This window comes from Sutcliffiella horikoshii (assembly GCF_044809035.1).
In the GTDB taxonomy this organism is placed as follows: Bacteria; Bacillota; Bacilli; order Bacillales; family Bacillaceae_I; genus Sutcliffiella_A; species Sutcliffiella_A horikoshii_G.
In genome coordinates, this window is sequence record NZ_CP085237.1 from 3554252 (window position 1) to 3580458 (window position 26207).

Sequence of the window (26207 nt, forward strand, 5' to 3'; positions counted from 1 at the left end):
CAATGAAAAGGGTGTGAAAAATAGGTCAATTATCAGAAAATGAATGTGCCAACACATCGCGAAGCAATTCTGGCAAATAAAACTTCTTTTCTTTTGCTCGGATGATGCTTGGATACATCCTTCCAAAAGTGAACATATCAATGGTCCCGACAGTGATATGATCTTTTGCAGACAATCGTTTCTCCCCAATATAAATATCCGTCACTTGGAGGCTTCCATCTTTTATAGCCTCTGTTCCGAACCTGACTCCACTAAACGCCATACGCCCCATTACCTCCCCACGGAAACCAAGACCTTTTACTCTTAAGTTTTCCATATCAGGGTGCAGAGCCTGCTGGACGACTTCCCTAAATTCTTCTCCAGTCAGCGTCACCCTGCATGGATTAATAGGATGAGGACAAATACGATGAAGCATGCCTAGTGTCACTTCGCCTTTTTCCAGCCCATCAAGCAATACACCGGCATTGACCATTCCTATATCTGCTTGACACCACTCTCTCAACTTGTCTGCGAGGAAATCCGGGAATGTCGACGGCGCGAACCATTTTACCGGTAGCGATTTTTCAATATTTCCTACTGGTTTATTCAAATGTTCTTCTGCTACTTGTTCCATATCTTTTATCCATGCTGTCAATTGCTGATTCGGCTCAAATAGTTCCAATTTATGGAGCTTGGCGTAAGATTGAGAAAGTGTATTTAACTTTTTGTCAAAGACTAAATCGACCTGACCGATATATTGACCATACTTCCCCGCTCCACAAATTAATGTATTCCCAATTCTTCTTCCTTCAGGCAAGACATGGTGAGTATGTCCGCCAAGGATGACATCTATATCAGGAAATCTCCTGGCCATCTCTTCATCATCCGAAATGCCTAGATGGGAAAGTACCACAATAACATCGGCCTCATCTTTTAAAACGGGAAGATATTTTTCCAAAATAATATAAGGGTCCACTATTTTCCAGCCGAGCAAAGCATAGAAATGTTGATAGAAAACAGTCACTCCGATAAAAGCAACTTTAACATCACCCATGACTTTCACTTCATAAGATTTTACCCAATCCGGATAAACGCCTTTTTCTTCAAATAGATTGGCAGCTAGAACAGGAAAATTTGCTTCCTCATAGAGCGTTGATAACCCCTGATAGTCCAATGTTATTCCTTCATTATTACCAAACGTGGCATAATCATAGCGAAGCATGTTTAATAGTCTTGTATTGGCTTTTCCACCCGTAGCTTCGGTGATAGGATGAAAACGGTCCATATTGTCACCAATGTCAACAAGGGCCGATGGCAGTGCGGAAGCCTGCTCCTTTAGAAATGTCGCAAGTTTGGGGTAGGCGTCAAAATGACTATGAATATCGTTTGTATGTAAAATCCTTATTTGTTGCACACCGTTTCTCTCCTCTAAAATAAATCTAATTGCCTTGGTGCCAAACCCGTATACTCGACACCCAACAGGTCGATCATTTTCTTGGCATTTCCAGCTGCATGGCCTCCGGAGTTATTGTTGAATAACATATATATGTTACGAGTTATAGGCGTTAATTTTTCTAGGTTTTCCTTCCACTCCAATAACTCCTCATGGTTATAGTCATACAGATACCGGACCTCTCTCCAGTCCTGCCCTGAAGCAGGCTTTGTCCAACCATAGGTGTTCCGACCGTGAAGCCGCACTAAAGTATTGTCGGAATCGGTTGGGTGCAGGATGGTAGGAATGGAGCCCGTTCCCGATTGCGGTTCATCACAGATGCTGTGGATCCACCCTTGCTCTTCCAAAAAGGTGAGAGTTCTGTCATGATAGGCAGGCTTAAACCATGTCTGGTTTCGGAACTCGAGGGCTACTTTTGTGTCCTCCATCTGCTCCTTGCACCATCTCAAATAATCCACATTCTCTTTCTTGCATTCAAACCATGGTGGAAACTGAAAAAGAACCATTGCCATTTTACCAGCCTTTTCGTAAGGCTCAATAGATTGCTTAAAAGCCGTGAACATCAGTTCTTTAGAGTCAAAAGGAATCTCGCCGCGCTGATGACCTGTCATTCCTTGATATGCCTTTACTATAAACTGAAAATTGTCCGGTGTATCTGCTACCCATTTTTCCACGTTCTGTTTCGGTTGAATGGCATAAAAGGACGCATCCACCTCTACTGTAGGAAAGTGCGCACCATATTCCAGCAGTTTGTCCCTAGGTGCAATACCCGCAGTATATAACGAATCATGATCTCCCCAGCCTGTCACCCCAACATAAATCATCCGCTTCACCTCATTTTTTACATTTTATCATAACTGAAGGTAATTTCTCATGTTTATAGTGCAGAATATGGGAGTAATTGGTATGATAAATGTATCATTGATTCTTTCGGAGGCGCTATGAAAAACAAAATTGTTGTTTTTGACTTACTATTCTACTTGGCTTTGCCTTATTTAATCTGGAAATTTGGACAAGAACCGTTAGGAGACTATTATGCGATATTGCTTTCCACCGCTCCGGGGTTTGTGTACACCATTGTACGATTTGCTGTAGAGAGACAGTTCAATGTGACAGGGATGTTCATTATGGTTTCTTTGTTTGTAAGTACGCTGGTTGATATCCTTTCCGGTGATGCTTTTACAATGTTGCAAAACTCGGTATATGTGTCTGCAGGATTTGGCATATTGATTCTCGGTACCATGCTTATTAAAAAACCTTTAGCACTTTATTTTGGAGCTGACATTGCCTATTTACAGGGTCATAAGCGAGAAGAAAGCTTAAAGCTTTATCGACACAAAACCATTCTGCCTACCTTTTATTTTATTACTGCTGTATTTGCACTACGAGGTCTTGTCGGTGCGGGATTAAAGTATTATCTTATCGGTGTTTATGGGGTAGACGGGTATGATAGAATACTATTCTTTATGAAGGTAAATGGTTGGATATTTGGTGCATTAATTGCTGCGGGCTTCATTTATTCGAGTTTGAAAATAAATGATTATTTGGAGAAAACAAAAGTCGTGAATACCAACGATAATGATTTAGTAGGGTAAATCACTCCCTATGGAAAAAATAAATGCCTGCAAGAGAAGTATGGATTTGCAGGCATTTACATATATCTTAGGAACCCTCGTCCGCTGGCATTCTTAAATTCCCTTCGTTTTGGATATTAATTTTGATATCTTGTGTAAATACGAGCTTTGGATAATATTTTGAACGCCATTTTTTTAAATTATCTCTAGATAACTCTTTTCGAAAATACTGTCCAATTCCGAGGATATCAGCTTCACTAGATTGAATTTTTGAAAACATTTTATCATACCTTTCCAGAAGCAAGGCAGTCAACGCCTTTCTTATTTCCTCTCTTGAAGCATCTTCCTTAGTTTCTAAAACCATCACATTCAACCGTAATTCGGAATGAAAGTATGGCCTTCCATTTACTATCTTACTATCATGATTCATTCTGTTTCCTAAAATCATGACACTTCCTTCATTCATCACTTCAATTTTTCCTTGATTGCTTTCATCATTAAAGGCATTGTAAAGCAACGTTTCATCGGAGTCTATCATATCAACCATTTTCCCGTTTTTGATGACTGCCCCTCCGACAAATTCACATAAAGAATCTTCCCCTTTGCTTATCATGGCAATGGAAACGTCTTTCGTATAGGAATGAATGCTATGATAGACATGCCATACCCTTGTAATCGGAATTTGCGGATTCCAGCCTGCATTTTTTTCAAAGAAATCCAACAACACCGTTTCTTCAGAATGCTCCTGATTTTCCAGTGCGGTAAATAAATCCTCTATATCATTCTGGCTAATGACCATTAGCGCTTTGGAAGGAACATCCCTTGACCTCATGAAACCAGATATTAAATCCTTCATTCCTTCCTCAGCCAAACTTCTGTCGACAATGATGACTTTGGCATGTAATAGATCTACATTGCTCTCCAAATTTGCACTCATCTTATCAATAATTTGGTTAATCGTGCTACCCGTCTCTCTCACGATAGTTGTTCGTACTTGTCCCCTTGCTGCTTGAGGTACTTGCAAGAACAGCTTATATTCTTCTTGGTTCTTAGTAATCCCAAGAACCACTGGCATCGTTCTATGATTAATATCTTTATTATCCCAACATCCTGCTAGGCTAAGAACAAACACAAACATTATACAAAGTCCAAGCTTCTTAAGCACCATGCTTCTTTCCTCCCTTTGAGAGCATCCCCATGCACATTAATGATAATGGTACGGTAATCAGGACGTAAAATCGAAAAAAGGTATTCCAGCTAAAAAGTTCTTCTACATCACTCCAGTTAGGAATAAAGAGACAGATTAGAAAGATGCTCAAAGTAAAAACAAGAGCCAAATAAGTTGGTTTTACAATGGGAATAAACGAGTGGGCGATTCTTACTGCCTTCCACATTACTAATGAAAGGAACAGCATGATGAAGGTTATTAAACTCAATAAGAAAAATATAGTGACGCGATCAAACATCAGCCATGTGATGTTGATTGCATCCAATGTCATCACAAAAGGAAAGAAAAAAGTAGATGCAGTAGCCTGACCATAAGTAAGGATTGGGACATAGACTGAAAGAAAGAAACATGGAACAACCAAAGCAATCCCCAAAAAAACTTTCTTTTTCTTGTAAGAAAAATATGGTTGTACAAAACCAAGAAACAAAAACCCTCCACCTATAGCAAAAAAGCTATTCAAGAAATCCTGTTTCTTTAGGAAGGAAAAGTCAGAATTCCAAACAGGGTAGAGGTAGTTCCAATCCACATTTTGAAAAGAAAAAAACATGACAAAGATAATTAGCGGCAAAAAAAGATAGGCAATCACCACCCCAGTCCTAAAGATGGCTTCTACCCCCTTGATGGCCATATAACAAGTGATAACCAATAATAAAAGCATAATGGCCCAGAGCGGTGTATTGGATAAAAACACTATGGTGATGATTTCTGAATATGCACGGACGGAGATAATCATCGCCATCATAAAATACGCAAAAATCGGAAGAAGGAAGAGTATCTTTAATAACTGTCCTCCTTGTGTGTAAATTTCAATGATATCCTTACCAGGAAAAAAGGCCAAACCTTTTAAATACAAATAAACAACACAAATATGAAGCAGTACACCTAGCAAAACAGGTATCCAGTGGGACTCATCAGAACTACCGATAATATTGGCTGGGTAGAGAAAGAAAATGAGACCTAGATGAGTCAACAAATATATGAAAACTACCTGCCAGCTTTTATCCACTATTTGTATCACCCTTTGAAAAGTTCATATTTAAGTATGGGACCCCAAGTGTATTGATACTCCCAAAATACCCACAAATTAAAAACACCCCTGCCATAATACCTAAAACACCGAATATTGATGCTAAAAACAAAATGCTATATTTAAGCATACGAATCGTGATCAAGTTCTGGTAGCCGATAACGGTTGCATTTGCTATGGTTGTCGCCGCCAAAACAATGATGAGAAGATTGCTGACCAATTTGGCCTCAACTGCTGCTTGACCAAGGATAATCCCCCCTACCATGGTAATGGTTGGTCCGATACTTTGGGGCAACCGGATACTTGCTTCTACAATTAACTCCAAAATTACCAGCATCAGGATGATTTCCACTAAAGCAGGATATGGAACACCATTTCGGCTTTGTGCAATCGATAAGGCCAATTCAATCCGTAAGACCTCCGGGTTAACAGCAACCAGCGCAACATATAATCCAGGAGCAATTAACGCAATCATCACTCCGATTAATCTTAATCCTCGAATGGAAACGGTAATTGGCATAGGAAAGTTTTTATCATTTTCTAAAATAAAAATATCCCAAAAAGTGCTTGGCAGTATATAAGCAAACGGAAAACCATCGATAAAAACAACCACTTTCCCTTTCACCAAACAACTAGCAGCTTGTTGGGGTAATTCTGTAGCATGAATTCTACCCACTGCACTCCAAGGGGAAAGTTTCAGTACTTTCATTAAATCCTGTATCGATTGTAATTCTAACTCTGATCCGTTCTCTAACAGTTCTATTGTTTTTTGTAAAAGCTTTTTATCTACACTTTTGGCATCGTAGCTGATCGATACATTTTTCTTCTGTCTTTTCCCTATCAAAAAATCTTTCACTCGAAGCTGATCAGATACCAATATTTTTCTGAGTATCCCAATATTCACTAACCTTTCTTCATTGAAAGAGTTTAATGGACCTTGCAATACACTGCCATTCGTAGGCTGCTCCACCGGTCTGCTCAATGACACTCTTATCGGTTCTAAACTTACCACGAAATATTCACAATCTTCGAAGACTAGTATCAATTCACCTTCTAAAACAGCAGTGATTATTTCATGCTCCTTACTTATTTTCTTTCCATTACTGATCAAGTAGTCCAGCACTTCTTTATCCATGAGGGTCGCTGTCGTCACATGTTTTTCAATTAGTTCCAATGATTTGGCTACATCAACTAGACTCCGTACACCAATAACCTCAAACTTGGTCTGATTGAATTCCTCTTCTATTACAAAGAAATCATCACTATCTCTTAATTTATCCTTTAAGGAGCCTAATAGGGAGCTCATATCATGCTTCCTTTCACCATTTTTAGGTTATTCCACTACTTCCTATTAGTGTTTCCTTGAAGGAATTATATATGTAGGCTCTCCATTTATTGGTACAGGTAGAATGAATAAATGCTGCACCAAGTTCTGAATGGTTTATTGTTTATCAATAAATTTTATGTTATATTCAATAAATAATATGGTAAGTGAGGTGCTATCGTGCTCCATGAAACAGGATTTTTTAAGTTCAGTATTGCTTATCGGGATACAGGTCCTTGCTTTATGTATCTCCTGGCTACCGTAATGCCATTGATATTAAATCAGAAAATGGTTTAAAGGTCTGAGGGGAGAACATGGCGATTATAATAAATGTGGATATAATGTTGGCAAAACGAAAAATGAGTGTAACAGAACTATTAGAGAGGGTAGGGATAACGATGGCAAACCTATCAATTTTGAAAAATGGTAAAGCAAAGGCTATCTGTATGGCGTTGGATTGTCGGCCTGAAGATATTTTAGAATATCAAAGTGATGAGGAGGAAACCCCAAATGGCTAGGAGCATGGATCTTGGCTCTGAGATAAAAAAAAGGGAATGGTACATGGTTGGCGCGGTCAAGCAACTTGTTCGTTTTGGTTGGCAACAGGCATTATCTTGTGTGTTTCCTGTCGTTATTTTTGCTTCCCTGGCGTTAACTCAAGTGATTCCTCTTCCCTTCCTTCCACGGTATGATTGGCTGTTGATTATCTGCATTCTAATGCAGTGGTGGATGTTACGATCTGGACTTGAAACACGTGATGAGCTTAAAGTTATTACCTTGTTTCACCTTATTGGGCTGGCACTTGAAATCTTCAAAGTACACATGGGGTCATGGTCTTATCCAGAGGAAGGTTATTCTAAGGTTTTCGGAGTGCCGTTATATAGTGGATTTATGTATGCAAGTGTTGCGAGTTATCTTTGTCAGGCATGGCGAAGATTAAATGTCGAACTAATTGACTGGCCAGCTTTTTGGGTTGTGGTATCACTTTCAGCAGCCATTTATCTTAATTTCTTCACCCATCATTATTGGATCGATATTCGTTGGTGGCTGTCCGGATTGGTCATCATCCTTTTTTGGAAGTCTTGGGTAAGGTATGAAGTTGGAGAAAAGAGTTACCGTATGCCTATCGCTCTTTCCTTTGTACTCATCGGGTTTTTCATATGGGTCGCGGAAAACATCGCAACATTTTTCGGCGCATGGGAATATCCAAATCAAACAGAGGCATGGAGCCTTGTACACCTAGGAAAAGTCAGCTCTTGGCTTTTGTTGGTGATTGTAAGCTTCCTAATTGTGGCCACTTTGAAGAGGGTGAAAGGGAAAGACTCAAGTAAGATGAATGATAAAATAGCTATCCATAAATAAAAAACCTTGGCAAATACATGCCAAGGTTTTTTGTATCGTTATTACCCAATAGAACCTTCCATCTCGAACTTAATCAGACGGTTCATTTCTACTGCGTATTCCATTGGTAATTCTTTTGTGAATGGCTCGATGAAGCCCATTACGATCATTTCTGTTGCTTCTTCTTCAGAAAGCCCACGGCTCATCAGATAGAACAGTTGCTCTTCAGATACTTTGGATACCTTCGCTTCATGCTCAAGAGAAACATTGTCGTTGAACACTTCGTTGTAAGGTATTGTATCGGAAGTAGACTGGTTATCCATGATTAGCGTGTCACACTCGATGTTGGAGCGCGCGCCGGTTGCTTTTTTACCAAAATGAACGATTCCACGGTATGTTACTTTACCACCTTGCTTGGAGATGGATTTGGAAACGATGGTGGAAGATGTGTTTGGTGCAAGGTGAATCATTTTCGCCCCTGCATCCTGATGCTGGCCTTTACCGGCAATTGCAATGGATAATGTCATACCACGAGCGCCTTCTCCTTTAAGGATTACAGCTGGGTATTTCATCGTTAATTTAGAACCGATGTTACCATCAATCCATTCCATCGTCGCATTCTCATCACAAACTGCACGTTTTGTTACAAGATTGTAAACATTGTTCGCCCAGTTTTGAATTGTCGTGTAACGGCAGTACGCATCTTTTTTAATGACGATTTCAACTACCGCACTGTGTAGTGAGTTTGTCGTATAAACAGGTGCTGTACAGCCTTCTACATAATGTACGTGTGCACCTTCGTCTACAATGATAAGTGTACGCTCGAATTGACCCATATTTTCGGAGTTGATTCGGAAGTACGCTTGAAGTGGAGTTTCCACTTTTATACCTTTAGGAACGTAGATGAAAGATCCACCAGACCATACTGCAGAGTTCAACGCAGCAAATTTGTTATCAGTAGGCGGAATTGTTTTCGCAAAATGCTCGCGGAAAAGGTCTTCATTTTCCATTAGTGCCGTACCTGTATCTTTAAAAACAACACCTAGATCTTCCAGGTCTTCTTGCATGTTGTGGTAAACAACCTCAGATTCATACTGAGCAGATACACCAGCAAGATATTTTTGTTCCGCTTCTGGGATACCCAATTTGTCAAACGTCTGCTTGATTTCTTCAGGTACTTCATCCCAAGAACGCTCAGACTTTTCGGATGGCTTTACGTAGTACGTAATTTCATCAAAGTTTAAGCTGTTCAAATCGCCGCCCCATTGTGGCATTGGCATGTTATAGAAATGCTCCAAAGATTTAAGACGGAAATCCAGCATCCATTGAGGCTCATCCTTCATACGAGAGATTTCTTCTACGATCTCTTTCGTAAGACCACGGCCGGAACGGAAAATGGAAACGTCTTTGTCCTTAAAACCATACTTGTAATCGCCGATTTCAGGCATTTTTTTCGCCATTTTATTCCCTCCATTCAAGAGGTGAGCAATAGTGAGGTCAATTTCGCATCACTACCACTCCCTATCTTGCCTTGCTTATTCCGACTTAACTCCCTTTTCCATGGCTTTCCATGCAAGAGTGGCACATTTGATACGTGCCGGGAATTTTGCTACACCTTGAAGTGCTTCGATATCCCCTAAGTCTAAGTTTTCGTCATCATATTCTTTGCCTAACATCATATCATAAAAGATTTGGGATAGCTCTAGGGCTTTTTCCACTTCTAGACCTTTAACAGCTTGAGTCATCATAGATGCGGATGCCATGGAGATTGAACAGCCTTCTCCATCGAATTTGGCTTCGGCTACTTTCCCATCTTCCACTTTCAATGTTAAGTGAATGCGATCGCCGCATGTTGGGTTATTCATGTCAACAGTAATACTGTCTTGCTCAAGAGAACCTTTATTACGCGGATTTTTGTAATGATCCATAATTACCTGACGATATAGAGTATCTAAATTATTAAAAGACATTACTAAAGTACTCCTTTGTTTTCACTAATGATGCAACTAGCTTATCAATTTCTTCCTCTGTGTTATACAGGTAAAAACTAGCACGTGCAGTGGAAGAAACGTTCAGATACTTCATTAATGGCTGTGCACAGTGGTGTCCAGCACGAACAGCGATTCCTTCTGCATCCAGCACCGTAGCTACATCATGTGGATGTACGTCCTCTATATTGAATGTTACAAGGCCCGCTCTTTTCTTAGGGCCGAAGATCGTGATTCCTTCGATTTCGGACATGCAGTTCATCGCATAATCTGCAAGCTTATGTTCATGGGCAAGGATATTGTCCATTCCCACCTGCTCCAGGAAGTCAATTGCTGCACCAAGTCCGATCGCACCCGCAATAATCGGGGTACCTCCTTCAAACTTCCAAGGCAGCTCCTTCCAAGTGGATTCCTGCAGTCCGACAAAGTCGATCATTTCCCCGCCAAATTCGATTGGCTCCATCTTATCAAGCAGATGTTTTTTCCCGTAAAGGGCACCGATACCTGTTGGAGCACCCATTTTATGACCAGACAGTGCGAAGAAGTCGCAGTCTAAATCTTGTACATCCACTTTCATGTGTGGGGTACTTTGGGCACCGTCGACCACCATGATTGCACCGTTACGATGGGCAATTTCAGCGATTTCCTTAATCGGGTTGATGGTTCCTAATACGTTGGAAACCTGCATCACAGAAACTATTTTCGTGTTTTCCGTGATGGTAGCTTCTACATCTGACAAGGACAGGCTGCCGTCTTCTGTCAACGGGATATATTTTAAAGTAGCACCAGTTGCTTTTGCCGCCTGTTGCCATGGGATGATATTACTATGATGCTCCATGTAAGTGATAACTATTTCGTCGCCTTCCTTTAGGTTGGCACGTGCATAGCTCCCAGCAACAAGGTTCAGAGCGGTCGTTGTTCCACGAGTGAAGACTATCTCTTCTCTGTGGGCCGCGTTGATAAAGTTCTTCACTTTATCCCGTGCGCCTTCGTAACCGTCTGTCGCTCTCGTACCCAAAGTATGAACTCCACGATGAACATTGGAGTTATACCCTTTATAGTACTTCTCCAACGCCTCAATGACCGCTAACGGCTTTTGAGAGGTAGCAGCACTATCCAGATACACAAGCGGATTTCCATTGACCTCTTGATGCAAAATCGGAAACTGCTGACGTATCTCCTGGATATTCATTACTTCACTTTCCTTTCAATTACGTCAATCAATTGGTTCTTAACCGACTCGATTGGCAATTGATTTACTACTGGTGCCAAGAATCCGTGGATTACCAGGCGCTCCGCTTCCTTCTTGGAAATTCCGCGGCTCATCAGGTAGTAAAGCTGAAGTGGATCGATGCGGCCCGCTGATGCTGCGTGACCTGCAGTTACATCATCTTCATCGATAAGAAGAATCGGGTTTGCATCTCCACGAGCTTTTTCGCTAAGCATCAATACTCGGGACTCTTGCTCGGCATTAGACTTAGACGCACCATGCTCAATTTTACCGATACCGTTAAATACTGAGCTTGCGCTATCTTTCATCACACCATGCTTAAGGATTTGACCGTCAGAGTTTTTGCCAAAATGTACAACCTTCGTTGTAAAGTTTTGCTTTTGCTCTCCACGTCCGACTACAACTGTTTTTGTATCTCCAACAGAGCCGTCACCCATAAGGTTTGTTACGTTTTCAGAGATTGTATCTCCATCATTCATAAGTCCAAGTGCCCACTCAAGTGTCGCGTCACGTCCAACGACTCCACGGCGGTTAACGTAAGTTGTTACACCTTTTCCAAGGTTGTCTACCGCACCGTATTGCACTTTAGAGTTTCCGTTAGCAATAACCTCTGTCACAATGTTAAAGATAGAACCTTCGCCATCATTGTTGGACAGGTAGTTCTCTACATAAGTAACTGCACTATTGTCTTCTGCTACGATCAATACGTGATTAAACACAGCTTCAGCTTTGTCATGAAGGTAGATCGCTTGAATCGGTTCTTCAATAACAACGTTTTTCGGAACATAAAGGAATGCTCCGCCGTTCATCAATGCAGCGTGTAAAGCAGAAAGCTTATGCTCATCAACTTTCACACCGTCTTGCATGAAGTATTTTTTTACAAGGTCACTGTGCTCTTTTGCAGCTGTGATGATATCTGTGAAGATAACGCCTTGTGCTTTTAATTCTTCTTTCACTGTGGATACAACTGATGTGTTATCCACTTGAACATATACATTTTCTCCATCTACTAACGCCTTTACCTCTTCAGGTAATTGGTCCACAGAAGTAATGGAAGTTTCTACAGTGTGCTTCTGGAAGTTTGTAAAATTCCAGTTTGTAATCTTCGTCTTATCCGGCTTAGGTAATGGCAGCTCTTCTGCCAAGGAATAAGCTTGTAAGCGAAGATCTAACAGCCACTGAGGCTCCCCCAATTCTTTGGAGTAGTTAGTGAGGTAGTCTTGATCAAACGGTAATTTCGTCTCTAACGTCATGATAATCCTCCTTGCTTACGCTTCTTGACCGACTGTTTCGTCTTCGATACCTAGTTCTTGCTTAATCCAATCGTAACCTTCTGCCTCTAGACGTTGCGCTAATTCCTTGCCACCGGATTTCACGATGCGGCCTTGCATCATAACGTGCACGTGGTCAGGAGTGATGTAGTTCAATAAACGTTGGTAGTGAGTGATGATAAGGCAACCGAAGTCGTCCCCGCGCATTTCATTGATTCCTTTAGAAACAACTTTCAATGCATCAATATCAAGACCAGAGTCAATCTCGTCAAGGATAGCAATCTTAGGCTCGATCATCATCAATTGAAGGATTTCATTACGCTTCTTTTCCCCGCCGGAGAAACCTTCGTTTAGGTAACGCTGTGCCATTGCTTGATCCATTTCCAAGAAGTCCATGTTCTTATCCATTGTACGGATGAATTTCATTAAGGAAATCTCATCGCCCTCTTCACGGCGAGCGTTGATAGCAGAACGCAAGAAATCCGCGTTTGTTACACCACTAATCTCACTTGGGTATTGCATTGCAAGGAATAAGCCGACTTGTGCGCGCTCATCCACTTCCATTTCAAGAACATCTTCACCATCAAAAGTGATGCTTCCGCTTGTTACTTCATATTTTGGGTGTCCCATGATTGCAGAAGAAAGCGTAGACTTTCCTGTTCCGTTAGGACCCATGATTGCGTGAATCTCTCCGCCTTTTACTTCAAGATTTACACCCTTTAAAATCTCTTTATCATTAATGGATACATGTAAATCTTTAATCGTTAACGTTGAACCCATAACTGTAACCTCCAATGTTCTTGTGTTCCTATATGAAAACACATTCTTGTTTTAATTCTCATTTTATTCTCATTACAATCTTATAACAAATAGAAAGTGATAGCAACCTTTTCCGACTTGACTAAGATACCCTCAAATTATAACGAATATCAGGGGTGGAAGTCGAATTTTCGGGGGAATTTTTATTTGGTTAACTCCCGGTTAATTTCCGTTCCAGTTATTCGCTTTCCACGGGGCGGTGCTAAAGCCTCCTCACTACGCTCGAGGGTCTCAAGTATACCGCTACCTCCCGCCGGAGTCTCATAACTTGCACTCCAACTAACCGGGGAAACTACTTTATAAAAACAAAAAGGGTCTGCGTTATTCTCATTTGTTAGAGAATAACGCAGACCCTTTTTCTACTATATTATATGGTCAACCTGTCAGCTAGTTGCTGCGTAGGTTTTATGGGCGGAAATTACGGTCTACTTCTTCAACAATCTGCAAGCTTTTTTGGTAATCCTTTTCTCGTTTCTGCTCTACTTCTATAAGTTTCGAGAGCTTGTTTGAGTACTCCTCATAACCAAAACCATATGCTTGATACATTGCCTTCTCCATTTCACCTGTGTACTTTACGTGTACCTGATGGATAATAAACCATTCCCTTCCTATTTATAAAGTGTTTATTTTTCGTACCAGTTAACTGATACCCTCAAAGTATTTGTTATAAACACATTAATAATCATAGCAGTGGAGGTTTTTTTATCCAAGCGAGGTATGGGACGATTACTGGGGATATTGGAGGTTGTGGGGGAATTAGAGAAGGTGGTTGATGGGAGGCTTAGTATTTCTCTGTAATGCTAAAGCGTTCTAGTTGTCCTGGTATTGGAGGACGTTAAATTGTAAACTGTTTATTAGACAGTTCCCTCGTATTTCAAGAACCTTCGGGCGGAGAGAGCCGCTCTATTGGACAATTCACCCGTATTTCAAGAGTCTTCGGGCGGAGAGAGCCGCTCTATTGGACAATTCACCCGTATTTCAAGAACCTTCGGGCGGAGAGAGCCGTCCTATTGGACAATTCACCCGTATTTCAAGAACCTTTGGGCGGAGAGAGCCGCTCTATTGGACAATTCACCCGTATTTCAAGAACCTTCGGGCGGAGAGAGCCGCTCTATTGGACAATTCACCCGTATTTCAAGAACCTTAAGGAGTATAGAACCCAGAAAATGGAAAGAGCCCAACCGAAAAAGGTCAGACTCCCAAAAATCAATGCTTCAATTCGTTAAAATCACTAATACATGACTGCACCAGCGTCACGGATTGGCTCATTGCCGCTCCGCCTCCAAATGCTGCCGTCACACCGCACACTTCTAGGATTTCCTGCTCTGTAGCACCTTGATCTAAGCAACCTTTAGTATGGTAAACGATGCAATATTCATCTTGAGAATAAACACTGACCCCAAGAGCAATCAATTGCTTTTGCTTTTTATCAAGTACGCCCTCTTTAAAACACGCTTCTGTGAACTCGTTATAATGATGTGCAAGCTCCGGCATTTTTTCAGTAAATACACCAAGTCCCGCTTTATAATCATGAAGTGCTGCTTCTGCATAGTTTTTCGGCTCATAATGTTGTTCCATTGAAGACAACTCCCATCCTAATTTTTCACAAAGTTAGTATTTGTTTAGGGGGGAGGTAAGTATTCATAAGCGGCAAATATTTTAAGCCAATTTCAATTTTCAGCACTCTAGCTAAAAATAAAACCCCGCGCCTATATACAGCACGGGGTTCTCAAAATCCTTATTCCTCGTCAGATGCCTTCGCAGGAAGCACGGATCCTTTGTATTCTTTTTCAATAAATGCTTTGATTTCATCAGATTGAAGTACTTCCACTAATGCTTTAATCTGTTCGTTATCTTTGTCTTCCCCACGAACAACTATAAGGTTTACGTAAGGGTTATTTTCACCAGATTCTAAAGCAATTGCTTCTTTTTCAGGGTCGATGTCAGCGCCAAGTGCATAGTTTCCGTTAATCAATACTGCATCTCCGTCACCATTCAAGTATGCTTGAGGAAGAAACGCAGCTTCAAATTGTGTATTGAACTCTAGGTTCTTAGGATTCTCTTCAATATCATCAACAGATGCAGATGTAACCTCTACGCCTTCTTTTAATGTAATAAGTCCTTTTTCTTCAAGCATTGCAAGGATACGGCCATGGTCAGCAACAGAGTTACTCATTAAGATTTCCGCACCTTCAGGAAGTTCTTCTAAGCTGCCATATTCTTTAGAATAGACGCCGATTGGCTCAATATGGACGCCACCTGCACTTACAAAGTCGTAATCATTTTCTTCAATTTGACTCTTTAAGTAAGGCTCATGCTGGAAGAAGTTTGCGTCAATGTCTTTATCACGAAGTGCCTGGTTTGGAATGATATAATCCGTATAAGTTTGAATGTCTAATTCAATGCCTTTTTCTTCTAACAAAGGTTTTGCTTCTTCTAGAATTTCTGCGTGCGGAACATTGGAAGCACCGATAACCAGCTTACCTTCCTCGATACCTTTTTCTCCGCCACCACATGCAGCTAGTACTAGCACCAACAATGATATTACTGCAAAACTTAAAACTTTTTTCATAATCTTAGTCCCCTCTTTCTTATCGTTTGTCTAATTTATTAGTTATTAAATCTCCAATGAATTGGATGATAAAAACAATGATTAAGATGATGACCGTACACACAAGCGTAACTTCCCAGTTATTGCGTTGGAAACCGTCAAGGAATGCTAGATTCCCTAGTCCACCTGCACCAATGATGCCTGCCATCGCCGTGTAACTTACAATGGCAATCGCTGTAACCGTTATACCGGATACCAATGCTGGCATCGATTCCGGAATCAATACTTTCCAGATGATTTCTGAAGTTTTCGCCCCCATGGAACGTGCTGCTTCAATGACACCTTTGTCAATTTCACGTAATGCAATTTCCACCATACGTGCGTAAAATGGCGCTGCACCTATGATTAGGGCTGGCAATGCCGCGTTCGCACCGATAATAGTATCCATAATGAACCTTGTGAAAGGAATAAGTAAAAATATTAAAATGACAAATGGGATAGAACGGAAGATATTTACGAAAGCTGCAACCAATCCATTAATCGCTCGACTTTCCCATATGTTTCCTTTAGCAGTCAAAAACAACAATAATCCTAAAATAATTCCAAGTACAAATGTAGCGACAACCGATATACTGCTCATATACAGAGTTTCTATTGTAGCTTCCCACATTTTGTCCCAATTAACTCTTTCAAGCATGTGTCATCACCTCCAACTCCACCTGCTGTTCGCGAATGTATGCCAACGCCTGCTGGACCTCTGTCTCATCTCCATCAAGATGAACAAAGAGGGAGCCGTAAGCGCCATTCTGTGTTTGTGAGATTTTACCTTGTAAAATGTTCACATCAATTGAAAATTTGCGAATTAAATTCGTAATCAACGGTTGTTCTGCCGACGTTCCTACAAAAGTCAGCTGAATGACTCTGCCTTGCGGATATTCCGCCAACAAATGCTCCGCTGTTTCTTGTGTATCTTCCGGTTCTGTCACCTGTTTGACGAAGCGTTTTGTGATAGGCTGTTCCGGCTTACGGAAGACGTTAAGAACATCTCCCTGTTCCACAACTTTCCCGTTTTCCATGACCGCAACACGATGACAAATCTTTCGAATCACATGCATTTCATGTGTGATCAGGACGATAGTCAGTGATAACCGTTTATTGATGTCTACCAACAAGTCTAAAATCGAGTCCGTTGTCTGCGGATCCAAAGCAGAAGTCGCTTCATCACATAAAAGGACTTTAGGGTTATTTGCAAGCGCTCTTGCAATCCCAACCCTTTGTTTTTGTCCTCCACTTAGTTGTGAAGGGTAAGAGTCCCCTCTTCCATCCAAGCCTACAAGCTTGATGAGTTCATCCACCCGCTTATCGCGTTCTGATCTGCTCACACCGGCAATTTCAAGTGGAAAGGAGATATTCTCCTTAACTGTTCTCGACCATAACAGATTGAAGTGCTGGAAGATCATACTGATTTCCTGGCGTGCTTCTCTCAGTTCCTTGCCTTTTACTTTTGCAAGGTTCCTGCCTGCAACATCAACGACACCATCTGTTGGAGTTTCCAACCCGTTAAGCATGCGAATCAGTGTACTTTTTCCTGCACCACTGTACCCGATAACACCAAATATTTCTCCTTGATTGATGGAGAGGTCTATATCATCAACAGCTGTTACTGTTCCGGTTTTCGTCTTAAATATCTTTTTAACACCTTGAAGTGAAATCATAATCGCACCTACCTTCTTACATTTCCTTGTTTTAGCTTACCCAATTAAGATTAATCAAACGTTTGTTTAATCCTTGAAAATAAAAAATCCCTTCTGCAACAATGAGCAGAAAGGATTAAATGAGAAAGTCCTTTCTCTCATCTATCAAAGCAAATTGCTTTGTGTGAATTGGCACCAATTTCAACAATTACTTGTTGACGGTTGCCGGGTTTCATCGGGCACGTCCCTCCACCTCTCTCGATAAGAGATAAACATATATAATTTAAATTAAGTATTTGGGCAATTCGAATTAACGAGTGTTATCGTATCACGGTGATAAATAGCCTGTCAATTAAAAACTTTCTTCCTACATCTAAAATACCATCAAAGCCTTCTCTTTTATACTGAAACTGGCTCTGCTTTGTTGAACAATTTCACCGTCGCATTGCAAGACCATGGAGGCATCAGCACATACATTAATGGTAGTTCCTCTAAGCATGGTTACTTTTCGGTGACGAATATGTTTCCCTATAAAAGCAAGCGGAAACACGAACAATAACTCCCATCTTCCAATTCCTGAAACTACGCAAATATCCAGTACCCCATCATTGCCCTTAGCAGCTGGGCAAATCATGATCCCCCCGCCATAATAGGGAAGGTTCGCGATTGCTATTAACCAAACGTCCTCAAACTTATATAAACTGCCATCTACTTCAATAGAAACATCAGAAGGTTGATAGGTAAAAAGGACTCTAAAAATGTTCAGTACATATGACAAGCCGCCTAACCCTACTTTATTCAAAGCACGCTTTAATTTTGACTGATTGGTCACTTCGGCAACCTTGCCGTCAAACCCAAGGCCCGCAATAGAAATATAGTACTCGGCACCTACTCGAGGAACATCTAATTGTTTATAGGAACCTTTCAGGATGCGATCTAATGCCCCTGCCACATCAAAAGGGACTCCAAGGCTTCTTGCCATGTCATTTCCGGAACCAGCAGGAATAATTCCTAAAACCACCTTTTTATAAATTATTTTATTGATCACTTCATGAATGGTACCGTCCCCACCGACCACCACAACAGCATGTACCAAATTCTCATCTATATTTCCCATTATTTCACCAGCATGACCTGCATAATCAGTATAGCTGACCTGATAAGCTACACTTTTCCCTTTTAATAGCTTTTTTGTTTCTTTCCACATACGGAGTCCTTTACCGTTTCCGGCCATCTTGTTGACTATAAAATAATACACTGCGCCTACACCGCCTATACCTTCTCTTTATCTATTATTTAAATTCGTTACAGGCGAGTTCAATTCCTTTATGATACGACTTTTCTTTCCGATCTGTTCACAAGGGTAAATAGAGAATCCATAAGGAGGTAATGTCTGAACGAACCTTTAAATGTCAGGCCTTTTAATTCTCTCATTTTAGTACCGCTCAAAAGTTCAATCAAATCTTCTCTAGACCCCTCTATGACAATATCCGCTACAGTCGCGTCCTGTTCTACTTGCATTTTATTTTTATTTAATATGAATACCGACCTTTCCCCATGGGTGATTAAACAACAGCGCAGACTGTAGTAAGGCAAAATTTCCATCACATGCAACTTACTTTGTGCTTTAACAAGAAAAGTTTCTAAATTCTCTATTACCATTACAAACCAGCCCCCTTTTCCTAATCTATTTCCCTGCATATCGGCCTAATCCCTGCAATAAAAAAAGAACAATTACCGCGTATTTCCGATAACTGTTCTTCATTTCCCAAGAAATATGTCAGACTATGATGTCTTTGCCATAGCCTTTTGGTAGGTTGCCGTCGTTTTTTCCCTAAACATCAAGTAAAAGAAAATAGAACTTGTCAGATAAAGTACAGCGGTGATGGAGAATACAATCGAATATCCCCAATATTCCCCGTACAAAAGCACAATGGTCATAGAAACCGGGCCCATGCTTGCCCACCCGAGTGAGAAGACCATTTGATTGATGGAGTTAGCAAAACCCTTCAAAGAATTATCAACCTTTTCCATCATCATCGAAGAAATGATGGGATTGGCCGCATTCATTAATGCCTGCCTGAATAAAAACCCAAGAGCAGCAAGCCAAAATATTTGTGTGAAGGCCGTTATTAGCATGAACGGTAAGGACAGAAGCTGCAAAATAACCACCGCTCTCATCTCTCCCACTCTCCTGACAACAGCAGGCCCTATGATCATGGCAACCGCAGTGACTGCTTGACCTAAAGAAAGCACGATTCCAATCGTAGAATTCGACGTGCCAAAACGGTCAGCAAAATATAAATTTAAATAAGGAATGACCAATCCAGACCCAAAGCCTACCAAGATAGATGCAAAGGAAAAAGCAAAGATTAACTTCCACTGCCCCTTTGGAATGGAGGATTGGAAACTTTTCAAAGAAAATACTTTGCTCTCCTTCTCCCGCTTAGGTTCCGTTGTTTTTAAAAGAGGAATAATTCCTAATATGAAGATGAGACTTCCAAGAAGAAGTGTCCACCTAATACTCCAGACAGGACTAAGGCCGACGACATGTAAAAACAGGTCTGTCAGTGTCCCTCCCAGCAGATTTCCGATGACGTTAGCTGCCATCATAACCGCAAAGTGGTAGCTGAAGAGTTTCACCCGTTGATCTTTTGTTGAACTTTCCGCAAGCCACGGCACGGCGGTAACCTGAATGAAAGCCATTGCGATACCAGCTATAAAAGCACTGATTAATAGAAGTGATTCTAATTCAAAAATACTTCGGAGAAACATAAAAATACCGCTAAAAAACACACCATAGACCATCATCTTCTTGCGGCCGATTCTATCGCTCAATATGCCCGCTGGTATCAATATGATGGCTGCAGCCAGCGATGAAGCTGCGATGACATTCCCGTTTACCGTCTCGGCAAATCCGAGCTCCCTTATATAAAAATTATAAACAATCATAAATATTCCAAGCCCAATTTGAGTTAAGATATTAACCATAAATAATTTCTGGATGTTATGATCATAGCGTTTAAATGACTGAAACCAGTTTGCATTTTTTAACATATTTCTGCCCCTTGTTTGTGAAAATATATTTCGTCTCCCTAAACAAACTTACTCCTTTTTCAGAAAAATGGCAATAGGAGTTTCTGTCGAAAACGAAAAAAACACCGCAATGGGTGTTTTTCGTCCGTTCACTCACTTTCCATCATACTGCTTAAAGAGTCCATATAAAAACTCCACAGAACGGAAAGCATATATTTTTTCCTTCATCTCGCCATTTTGAAAAACCATCAAACAAGGAACACTCTCGATTTCCCACTTCATAGCAAGCTCCTGTATATAATTCACATCAAGCATCCCAAAACTAAGATGCGGGAAAAGCTCTTTCGTCACATCCAACATCCGCTTGGCAACCTGACATGTCCCACACATAGGGGTATAAAAATAAACCACACTCAATTTATCCTCATTAATTTCTTGTAACAGTTCTTTCTTCGTCCAATCCTTCATTCTCTCATCCTCAATACAATTTTATTACAAATAATGTGAATGAATATCAATGTTTGCACTTAATAAAACCGTAGCTATATGGTGATGCGGCGCAGAGGCCACTTCTCGATACATTTTATCAATATAAAGGTGTTCCGCCTCCGGAAATTCCCTTTTAAAGAGCTTACGCAATTTTTCACCGGAACTATCAGCATCCACCAGGATATAAACCTCTTTATCCATTATATCTTCCATTAATTCATCGAGCTTCGTGACACTGATCGTGCCATTGGTACAAATGATATGAACCGGCTCATTGATGACTTCCTGAATTCGTTTTTTATCAGATTTCCCCTCAACTATGATGATCTTTTCCTCATGTATTAAGTCCATATCCATCACCTGTTCTAAAAAGATGTATAAAGATAAGTTGCTTTATACTATAACTATTCCGAATAGCGGTAATGTACACAAATAATCAGAAATAAGGGCGTTGATAAATAAAAAAGGGGCGGAACTAAATTAAGTCCCAACCCCACCGATGGTTAACACCATCCATTTTCGTAGTCGCAATCTACGTATTTGGCATCTTTTTCAGACGGCACTTGAACCTGTTGGAAGATCTTACTTCCTTCTTGTTCGTAGCCGTTTTTTAATTTATATTGATTGCCTTGCTCAGTAAACATCACCTGACCGATGGATTCATGCTCTACATAGAGTTCAAAGCCTTGGTCCATCATTTTACCGTTTACTCGGTCCGTAATGTCTAACCGCTTATTATCCAAAGTCATTAGAGATCACCTTCTTTAGTTAAATGTTAACTATGAATAGGTTGCCCCCATGAAAGATAATTAGTCTTCTTTTGTCATTTCCTCATATTGCTCAGCAGTCATTAAATTGTCAACTTCTCCAGCATCTGCAGGTTCCACCACAATCATCCAAGCTTTCTCGTATGGAGATTCGTTCACATACTCAGGGCTGTCATTTAAATCTTCATTAACTTCTACCACTTTTCCGCTAATTGGAGCATATAGTTCTGATACTGTTTTAACTGATTCTACACTACCGAATGGCTCATCTGCAGAAATTTCATCTCCAACTTCAGGAAGTTCAACAAACACGATATCTCCAAGCTCGGATTGTGCAAAATGCGTAATCCCTACTCGTACTTTTTCTCCTTCAACTTTTACCCATTCATGCTCTTCGGAATAACGTAAATCTTTAGGTGTGCTCATTAATAATTCCCTCCATCAAACTAGTTTATTTTAGCTCTTCTAATAGGGCATGCCTATTTAAAAAGAGAGCCTGTCCTATTTCCATGTTTCCTCAAACTGCTTTTCATTAAATCCGACTGTTACTTTGCTGCCGTCCGTTGTAATCGGGCGCTTGATCAGCATGCCATCCGTTGCAAGAATATCAAGCAACTCTCCTTCGGATGCTGTTTTCACTTTATCCTTTAATCCAAGCTCACGGTATTTCATGCCGCTTGTATTAAAGAATTTCTTCAGTTCGAGGCCGCTTTTTTTGTAAAGTTCCTCTAACTTTTCACGTGATGGTGGATTTTCGACAATATGTACTTCTTCTACCGCTACACCATTCGCCTCAAGCCACTTTTTAGCATTGCGGCATGTGCCACATTTAGGATACCAATAAAACGTTACTGTCATAACCTTTTCGCACCACCTTAGCATACATGATTTTACTCATATATTGTAGCATAATAGAAAGCTTGCGCCTAATTTTCAACACGCTATTTTCTATAATTCGACGTCTTTTTCTGTATTCCTTTCTTACAGGGATATAATTTCAAAATAACATTTATTTGAATTGATTTATCATAATACACACAACAGATAGGTATTCATGTTCAGAGAAATCCACTATAAAATTGTGACATATAAAAACCAGGCTCCCCCAAAGAGGAAGCCTGGTTTTTCATTATCATACAGTATACTTCTGTAGATCCAATACGCTTGCTGCAATTTCACGCTTTTTCGCAACAACATTGATTGGTGTGTGGCGAGTGAATTTACGAAGTGCAGAGATCATCATGCGAAGCGTATCGCCCGTTTCGGCAGCTACCAATGTTTCTCTTGCATCTGCTTCGATTTGGTTGAAAGCTTCTTGACAGAACACTTGCGTGTAAAGAACTTTCAATTTATTTTTGTCTTCTCCGGATTTGGCGATTGCTTTTTCCGTGCGCAGAACTGCTGATTCCATAGAGTAGACATTGCTGATGATGTCAGCGATGTTAACAAGCAACTCTTGCTCTCTTTCTAATGCTTTTCCGTACTTTTGTGCAACAAGTCCTGTCATTAGAATGGCAATTTTCTTTGCATTTTTCACAAGGTATTTCTCTTGCTCCAATACTCCATCGCCAACTTCTTCCGGCATAAGCATCATTAACTCTTCTTGCAGACTTTGCGCTTTTTGAATTAGTGGAAGCTCGCCTTTTAATGCTTTACGAAGGTAAGTTCCAGGTACCAACAAGCGATTGATTTCATTTGTTCCTTCAAAAATACGGTTGATACGGGAATCACGGTACATTCTTTCTACTTCATACTCCGCCATGAAGCCATATCCACCATGGATTTGAACGGCCTCATCTACCACGTAATCAAGCGTTTCAGAGCCGAATACTTTATTCAAAGAACATTCAATTGCGTATTCAGCAACCGCTTTAGCCACTGCATTAGGATCCTTCTCTTCTTCTTTCGTCAGGCGTCCCATGCTGTCTTCAAAAAGACCAACTGTACGGTATACGGAGCTTTCTGTTGCATATGTTTTAACAGCCATGTTTGCAAGCTTCTCTTGGATAAGAGAGAATTTTGCGATTGGTGTTTTGAATTGTTGGCGTTGGTTTGCATAAGTTGCCGCAAGCTCGATTCCACGCTTCGCCCCACCAACAGTTCCAACAGCCAATTTGTAGCGGCCAATATTTAAGATGTTAAATGCGATTACGTGTCCGCGACCGATTTCACCAAGAAGGTTTTCTTTAGGCACTAACGCATCTTCTAAAATTAATGTACGTGTAGAAGAACCTTTGATTCCCATCTTCTTTTCTTCCGGTCCAGTGGAAACTCCACCAAACTCACGCTCAACGATAAATGCAGAGAAGTGTTCTCCATCTACTTTCGCATAAACAACAAATACATCAGCAAAGCCAGCATTGGTAATCCATTGCTTTTCACCATTCAATACATAATGTGTACCTTCGGCGTTTAGTTTTGCCGTCGTTTTCGCACCAAGAGCATCAGATCCAGAACCTGGCTCCGTTAATGCGTATGCTGCAAGCATTTCTCCAGAAGACAGTTTTGGAAGGTATTTTTGTTTTTGGTCTTCGTTACCGAAAAGAACGATAGGAAGGGATCCGATACCAACGTGTGCTCCGTAGGATAAGGAAAATCCGCCAGCTCTTGAGAATTTTTCTGTGATTAGGGATGAGCTGATTTTATCAAGTCCAAATCCGCCGTATTCTTCTGGTACGTCTGCTCCTAGGAGGCCTATTTCGCCTGCTTCTTTTAGAAGTTTTACGGAGATATCGAAGTTGTGGTGTTCGATTTCTTCTAGGTTAGGTACTACTTCGTTTACGACGAATTCTTCTGTAGTTTTGGCGATTAGTTTGTGTTCGTCTGAGAAGTCCTCTGGTGTAAAGACTTTTTCTGCGGCGATATCGTCAAGTAGGAAGCTTCCGCCTTTGATTACATTTTCTAATGTGTTTGACATTTTGTTTTCCTCCCGTTTGGTTACTAAAAAATAATTGGTTGTCTGGATAACTTCCTGTTTCCTTTCGTTCCAGGTGTTCGCTTTCCTAGGGGCGGTGCTTGAGCCTCCTCACAACGCTTCAGGGGTCTCAAGCTACCGCTATCTCCCTCAGGAGTCTCACACCTTGCACTCCAGTCAACAGGATGAATCACGTAATATAAAGCACATCTATTAAACGTTTTAAAACAATCTAATTAAGCAAGTAGTTCGAATACGCCTGCGGCACCCATTCCGCCGCCGATACACATGCTGACGATACCGAATTGTTCGTTGCGGCGTTGCATTTCGTGCAGGAGGGTCAGGGTCAGTTTGGAGCCTGTGCATCCAAGTGGGTGTCCGAGAGCAATTGCTCCGCCGTTTACGTTCACTTTGTCTTCATCAAGGCCTAGTTCACGCATAACTTGGATTGCTTGGGATGCAAATGCTTCGTTCAATTCAAGCAAGCCGATATCAGAAAGCTCCAGGCCTGCAAGTTTAAGTGCTTTAGGAATTGCTACTACCGGGCCGATTCCCATTACTTCTGGTGGTACGCCGCCTACTGCGAAGGATCGGAATTTAGCAATCGGTTTTAATCCAAGTGCTTCCGCTCTTTCTCTTTCCATCACAAGGACAGATGCTGCTCCGTCACTTGTTTGGGAGGAGTTACCGGCTGTTACGGAACCTTTGACATTAAATGCCGGGCGAAGTTTGCTCAATACTTCCATGGAAGTACCTGCTCTCACTCCTTCATCCTGGCTGAAAGTGAATGTTGACTCTTGCAATTTGTGGTTTGACCCCACCTTGCGAAGTGTTACATCAACAGGTACGATTTCGTCCACAAACTTACCTTCTTGGATGGCTTTTGCAGCACGCTCATGACTGCGAACTGCGAATGCATCTTGGTCTTCACGGCTAACACCGTATTTCATTGCTACTTGTTCAGCCGTATGGCCCATTCCCATGTAGTACTCTGGTGCGGAATCAACAAGTCTAGCATTTGGTCGAACTGTATGGCCCACCATTGGTACCATACTCATGGATTCTGCTCCACCAGCGATGATGGATTCAGAATGTCCAAGCATGATTCGCTCTGCCGCATAGGCAATAGTTTGTAAGCCTGAAGAGCAATATCTATTGATCGTAATAGCTGGAACACTTGATGGAAGTCCAGCTAAACCTCCGATATTTCTTGCCATATTCAGCCCTTGTTCTGCTTCTGGCATCGCACAACCGAAAATCAGGTCATCGATTGGACCGTCATAATTGCCTGCTCGTTTTAATGTTTCTCTAACTACTAATGCCCCTAAATCATCTGGACGAACTGTAGCTAGTGATCCTTTTCTTGATCTTCCGACTGGTGTTCTAGCACCAGCAACAATAACCGCTTCTTTCAAAATGCTCCCCTCGCTTTTCTAGTAGTTTAGTAGAGTTTCTGCTTATAGCACCGCTGTTGATTTCCGCAAATGGCTACGCTTTCCTAGGGGCGCTGCTGGAGCCTCC

28 protein-coding genes and 1 riboswitch are annotated in these 26207 nt (G+C 41.1%); of the genes, 3 read left to right on the plus strand and 25 right to left on the minus strand.

The window, feature by feature from the left end:
• Positions 1 to 25: 25 nt before the first annotated feature.
• Complete coding sequence (locus LG307_RS18575; RefSeq protein ID WP_404445066.1) at positions 26 to 1393, minus strand: bifunctional metallophosphatase/5'-nucleotidase; 1368 nt, start codon at positions 1391 to 1393, stop codon at positions 26 to 28.
• Positions 1394 to 1407: 14 nt separating this feature from the next.
• Positions 1408 to 2256 carry a DUF72 domain-containing protein gene (locus LG307_RS18580; RefSeq protein ID WP_404445068.1) on the minus strand — a complete coding sequence of 283 codons (849 nt, stop codon included), beginning with the start codon at positions 2254 to 2256 and terminating at the stop codon, positions 1408 to 1410.
• Positions 2257 to 2373: 117 nt separating this feature from the next.
• On the opposite strand from LG307_RS18580, the gene LG307_RS18585 reads away from it, so the two are divergent.
• Positions 2374 to 3027 (plus strand): VC0807 family protein, encoded by a 654-nt coding sequence (locus LG307_RS18585; RefSeq protein ID WP_404445070.1) that lies wholly within the window; start codon positions 2374 to 2376, stop codon positions 3025 to 3027.
• A gap of 67 nt (positions 3028 to 3094) precedes the next feature.
• Here the strand turns inward: LG307_RS18585 and LG307_RS18590 are convergent, their stop codons facing one another.
• The 3 genes from LG307_RS18590 to LG307_RS18600 are packed head-to-tail and all read right to left on the minus strand — an operon-like array spanning position 3095 to position 6567.
• Positions 3095 to 4174 carry a Ger(x)C family spore germination protein gene (locus tag LG307_RS18590; RefSeq protein WP_404445072.1) on the minus strand — a complete coding sequence of 360 codons (1080 nt, stop codon included), beginning with the start codon at positions 4172 to 4174 and terminating at the stop codon, positions 3095 to 3097.
• Positions 4164 to 5240, minus strand: a complete 1077-nt coding sequence (locus LG307_RS18595; RefSeq protein WP_404445074.1) for a GerAB/ArcD/ProY family transporter — start codon at positions 5238 to 5240, stop codon at positions 4164 to 4166. Before LG307_RS18595 ends, LG307_RS18590 begins: the two co-directional genes overlap by 11 nt.
• Positions 5233 to 6567 (minus strand): spore germination protein, encoded by a 1335-nt coding sequence (locus tag LG307_RS18600; RefSeq protein WP_404445077.1) that lies wholly within the window; start codon positions 6565 to 6567, stop codon positions 5233 to 5235. The genes LG307_RS18595 and LG307_RS18600 overlap by 8 nt, the downstream gene beginning before the upstream one ends.
• Before the next feature lie 332 nt (positions 6568 to 6899).
• On the opposite strand from LG307_RS18600, the gene LG307_RS18605 reads away from it, so the two are divergent.
• Positions 6900 to 7103: a helix-turn-helix domain-containing protein gene (locus LG307_RS18605; RefSeq protein ID WP_404445079.1), complete on the plus strand. Its 204-nt coding sequence runs from the start codon at positions 6900 to 6902 to the stop codon at positions 7101 to 7103.
• Between the two features lie 43 nt (positions 7104 to 7146).
• A complete protein-coding gene (locus tag LG307_RS18610) occupies positions 7147 to 7947 on the plus strand; it encodes a DUF817 domain-containing protein (RefSeq protein WP_404450505.1) in 801 nt (266 codons plus the stop codon).
• A 41-nt stretch (positions 7948 to 7988) separates the two neighbouring features.
• On the opposite strand, the gene sufB is transcribed toward LG307_RS18610, so the two are convergent.
• The 20 genes from sufB to LG307_RS18710 all read right to left on the minus strand — a co-directional run bounded on the left by sufB (position 7989) and on the right by LG307_RS18710 (position 26101).
• Positions 7989 to 9386 (minus strand): Fe-S cluster assembly protein SufB, encoded by a 1398-nt coding sequence (gene sufB / locus LG307_RS18615; RefSeq protein WP_404445082.1) that lies wholly within the window; start codon positions 9384 to 9386, stop codon positions 7989 to 7991.
• Between the two features lie 75 nt (positions 9387 to 9461).
• Positions 9462 to 9896: a Fe-S cluster assembly sulfur transfer protein SufU gene (sufU, locus tag LG307_RS18620; RefSeq protein WP_404445085.1), complete on the minus strand. Its 435-nt coding sequence runs from the start codon at positions 9894 to 9896 to the stop codon at positions 9462 to 9464.
• Positions 9886 to 11106 (minus strand): cysteine desulfurase, encoded by a 1221-nt coding sequence (locus LG307_RS18625; RefSeq protein WP_404445087.1) that lies wholly within the window; start codon positions 11104 to 11106, stop codon positions 9886 to 9888. The genes sufU and LG307_RS18625 overlap by 11 nt, the downstream gene beginning before the upstream one ends.
• Positions 11106 to 12398 (minus strand): Fe-S cluster assembly protein SufD, encoded by a 1293-nt coding sequence (sufD, locus tag LG307_RS18630; protein WP_404445089.1) that lies wholly within the window; start codon positions 12396 to 12398, stop codon positions 11106 to 11108. Before sufD ends, LG307_RS18625 begins: the two co-directional genes overlap by 1 nt.
• A 15-nt stretch (positions 12399 to 12413) precedes the next feature.
• A complete protein-coding gene (gene sufC / locus LG307_RS18635; RefSeq protein WP_404445092.1) occupies positions 12414 to 13196 on the minus strand; it encodes a Fe-S cluster assembly ATPase SufC in 783 nt (260 codons plus the stop codon).
• 444 nt (positions 13197 to 13640) lie between these two features.
• Positions 13641 to 13781 carry a hypothetical protein gene (locus LG307_RS18640; RefSeq protein WP_404445094.1) on the minus strand — a complete coding sequence of 47 codons (141 nt, stop codon included), beginning with the start codon at positions 13779 to 13781 and terminating at the stop codon, positions 13641 to 13643.
• Positions 13782 to 14441: 660 nt separating this feature from the next.
• The gene (locus LG307_RS18645; RefSeq protein ID WP_060665463.1) at positions 14442 to 14813 is read right to left on the minus strand and encodes a carboxymuconolactone decarboxylase family protein; all 372 of its coding nucleotides are present in this window, start codon (positions 14811 to 14813) and stop codon (positions 14442 to 14444) included.
• Between the two features lie 160 nt (positions 14814 to 14973).
• On the minus strand, positions 14974 to 15807 hold the full coding sequence (locus LG307_RS18650; protein WP_404445097.1) for a MetQ/NlpA family ABC transporter substrate-binding protein: 834 nt from the start codon (positions 15805 to 15807) through the stop codon (positions 14974 to 14976).
• Positions 15808 to 15826: 19 nt separating this feature from the next.
• A complete protein-coding gene (locus LG307_RS18655) occupies positions 15827 to 16483 on the minus strand; it encodes a methionine ABC transporter permease (protein WP_404445100.1) in 657 nt (218 codons plus the stop codon).
• Complete coding sequence (locus LG307_RS18660; RefSeq protein WP_404445103.1) at positions 16476 to 17501, minus strand: methionine ABC transporter ATP-binding protein; 1026 nt, start codon at positions 17499 to 17501, stop codon at positions 16476 to 16478. The genes LG307_RS18655 and LG307_RS18660 overlap by 8 nt, the downstream gene beginning before the upstream one ends.
• 134 nt (positions 17502 to 17635) lie before the next feature.
• A riboswitch (SAM riboswitch) is annotated at positions 17636 to 17748 on the minus strand.
• Positions 17749 to 17853: 105 nt separating this feature from the next.
• Positions 17854 to 18738, minus strand: a complete 885-nt coding sequence (locus LG307_RS18665; RefSeq protein ID WP_404445105.1) for a diacylglycerol/lipid kinase family protein — start codon at positions 18736 to 18738, stop codon at positions 17854 to 17856.
• Between the two features lie 68 nt (positions 18739 to 18806).
• The gene (locus LG307_RS18670; RefSeq protein WP_404445107.1) at positions 18807 to 19142 is read right to left on the minus strand and encodes a hypothetical protein; all 336 of its coding nucleotides are present in this window, start codon (positions 19140 to 19142) and stop codon (positions 18807 to 18809) included.
• 123 nt (positions 19143 to 19265) lie between these two features.
• Positions 19266 to 20537 carry an MFS transporter gene (locus LG307_RS18675; protein ID WP_404445109.1) on the minus strand — a complete coding sequence of 424 codons (1272 nt, stop codon included), beginning with the start codon at positions 20535 to 20537 and terminating at the stop codon, positions 19266 to 19268.
• 132 nt (positions 20538 to 20669) lie between these two features.
• Positions 20670 to 20984, minus strand: a complete 315-nt coding sequence (locus LG307_RS18680; RefSeq protein ID WP_404445112.1) for a thioredoxin family protein — start codon at positions 20982 to 20984, stop codon at positions 20670 to 20672.
• 24 nt (positions 20985 to 21008) lie between these two features.
• Entirely contained in the window at positions 21009 to 21356 is a 348-nt protein-coding gene (locus LG307_RS18685) for a toprim domain-containing protein (protein WP_404445114.1), read from the minus strand.
• Positions 21357 to 21508: 152 nt separating this feature from the next.
• On the minus strand, positions 21509 to 21754 hold the full coding sequence (locus tag LG307_RS18690; protein WP_404445117.1) for a YusG family protein: 246 nt from the start codon (positions 21752 to 21754) through the stop codon (positions 21509 to 21511).
• 60 nt (positions 21755 to 21814) lie between these two features.
• On the minus strand, positions 21815 to 22198 hold the full coding sequence (gcvH, locus tag LG307_RS18695; protein ID WP_404445120.1) for a glycine cleavage system protein GcvH: 384 nt from the start codon (positions 22196 to 22198) through the stop codon (positions 21815 to 21817).
• A gap of 75 nt (positions 22199 to 22273) precedes the next feature.
• Positions 22274 to 22630: an arsenate reductase family protein gene (locus LG307_RS18700; RefSeq protein WP_223491138.1), complete on the minus strand. Its 357-nt coding sequence runs from the start codon at positions 22628 to 22630 to the stop codon at positions 22274 to 22276.
• Positions 22631 to 22904: 274 nt separating this feature from the next.
• Positions 22905 to 24689, minus strand: coding sequence for an acyl-CoA dehydrogenase family protein (locus tag LG307_RS18705; protein WP_404445123.1), 1785 nt, complete (start codon positions 24687 to 24689; stop codon positions 22905 to 22907).
• A 233-nt stretch (positions 24690 to 24922) separates the two neighbouring features.
• Positions 24923 to 26101 carry an acetyl-CoA C-acetyltransferase gene (locus LG307_RS18710; RefSeq protein ID WP_404445126.1) on the minus strand — a complete coding sequence of 393 codons (1179 nt, stop codon included), beginning with the start codon at positions 26099 to 26101 and terminating at the stop codon, positions 24923 to 24925.
• Between the last annotated feature and the right edge of the window lie 106 nt (positions 26102 to 26207).

Excerpts from the sequence above, each read along its gene's own strand:
- LG307_RS18580 (WP_404445068.1), bottom strand. The coding sequence starts at position 2,256 with ATGATTTATGTTGGGGTGACAGGCTGGGGAGATCATGATTCGTTATAT.
- LG307_RS18585 (WP_404445070.1), top strand. The coding sequence starts at position 2,374 with ATGAAAAACAAAATTGTTGTTTTTGACTTACTATTCTACTTGGCTTTG.
- LG307_RS18590 (WP_404445072.1), bottom strand. The coding sequence starts at position 4,174 with ATGGTGCTTAAGAAGCTTGGACTTTGTATAATGTTTGTGTTTGTTCTT.
- LG307_RS18600 (WP_404445077.1), bottom strand. The coding sequence starts at position 6,567 with ATGAGCTCCCTATTAGGCTCCTTAAAGGATAAATTAAGAGATAGTGAT.
- LG307_RS18605 (WP_404445079.1), top strand. The coding sequence starts at position 6,900 with ATGGCGATTATAATAAATGTGGATATAATGTTGGCAAAACGAAAAATG.
- LG307_RS18610 (WP_404450505.1), top strand. The coding sequence starts at position 7,147 with ATGGTTGGCGCGGTCAAGCAACTTGTTCGTTTTGGTTGGCAACAGGCA.
- sufB (WP_404445082.1), bottom strand. The coding sequence starts at position 9,386 with ATGGCGAAAAAAATGCCTGAAATCGGCGATTACAAGTATGGTTTTAAG.
- sufU (WP_404445085.1), bottom strand. The coding sequence starts at position 9,896 with ATGTCTTTTAATAATTTAGATACTCTATATCGTCAGGTAATTATGGAT.
- LG307_RS18625 (WP_404445087.1), bottom strand. The coding sequence starts at position 11,106 with ATGAATATCCAGGAGATACGTCAGCAGTTTCCGATTTTGCATCAAGAG.
- sufD (WP_404445089.1), bottom strand. The coding sequence starts at position 12,398 with ATGACGTTAGAGACGAAATTACCGTTTGATCAAGACTACCTCACTAAC.
- sufC (WP_404445092.1), bottom strand. The coding sequence starts at position 13,196 with ATGGGTTCAACGTTAACGATTAAAGATTTACATGTATCCATTAATGAT.
- LG307_RS18640 (WP_404445094.1), bottom strand. The coding sequence starts at position 13,781 with ATGTATCAAGCATATGGTTTTGGTTATGAGGAGTACTCAAACAAGCTC.
- LG307_RS18645 (WP_060665463.1), bottom strand. The coding sequence starts at position 14,813 with ATGGAACAACATTATGAGCCGAAAAACTATGCAGAAGCAGCACTTCAT.
- LG307_RS18650 (WP_404445097.1), bottom strand. The coding sequence starts at position 15,807 with ATGAAAAAAGTTTTAAGTTTTGCAGTAATATCATTGTTGGTGCTAGTA.
- LG307_RS18655 (WP_404445100.1), bottom strand. The coding sequence starts at position 16,483 with ATGCTTGAAAGAGTTAATTGGGACAAAATGTGGGAAGCTACAATAGAA.
- LG307_RS18660 (WP_404445103.1), bottom strand. The coding sequence starts at position 17,501 with ATGATTTCACTTCAAGGTGTTAAAAAGATATTTAAGACGAAAACCGGA.
- LG307_RS18670 (WP_404445107.1), bottom strand. The coding sequence starts at position 19,142 with ATGGTAATAGAGAATTTAGAAACTTTTCTTGTTAAAGCACAAAGTAAG.
- LG307_RS18675 (WP_404445109.1), bottom strand. The coding sequence starts at position 20,537 with ATGTTAAAAAATGCAAACTGGTTTCAGTCATTTAAACGCTATGATCAT.
- LG307_RS18680 (WP_404445112.1), bottom strand. The coding sequence starts at position 20,984 with ATGAAGGATTGGACGAAGAAAGAACTGTTACAAGAAATTAATGAGGAT.
- LG307_RS18685 (WP_404445114.1), bottom strand. The coding sequence starts at position 21,356 with ATGGACTTAATACATGAGGAAAAGATCATCATAGTTGAGGGGAAATCT.
- LG307_RS18690 (WP_404445117.1), bottom strand. The coding sequence starts at position 21,754 with ATGACTTTGGATAATAAGCGGTTAGACATTACGGACCGAGTAAACGGT.
- gcvH (WP_404445120.1), bottom strand. The coding sequence starts at position 22,198 with ATGAGCACACCTAAAGATTTACGTTATTCCGAAGAGCATGAATGGGTA.
- LG307_RS18700 (WP_223491138.1), bottom strand. The coding sequence starts at position 22,630 with ATGACAGTAACGTTTTATTGGTATCCTAAATGTGGCACATGCCGCAAT.
- LG307_RS18705 (WP_404445123.1), bottom strand. The coding sequence starts at position 24,689 with ATGTCAAACACATTAGAAAATGTAATCAAAGGCGGAAGCTTCCTACTT.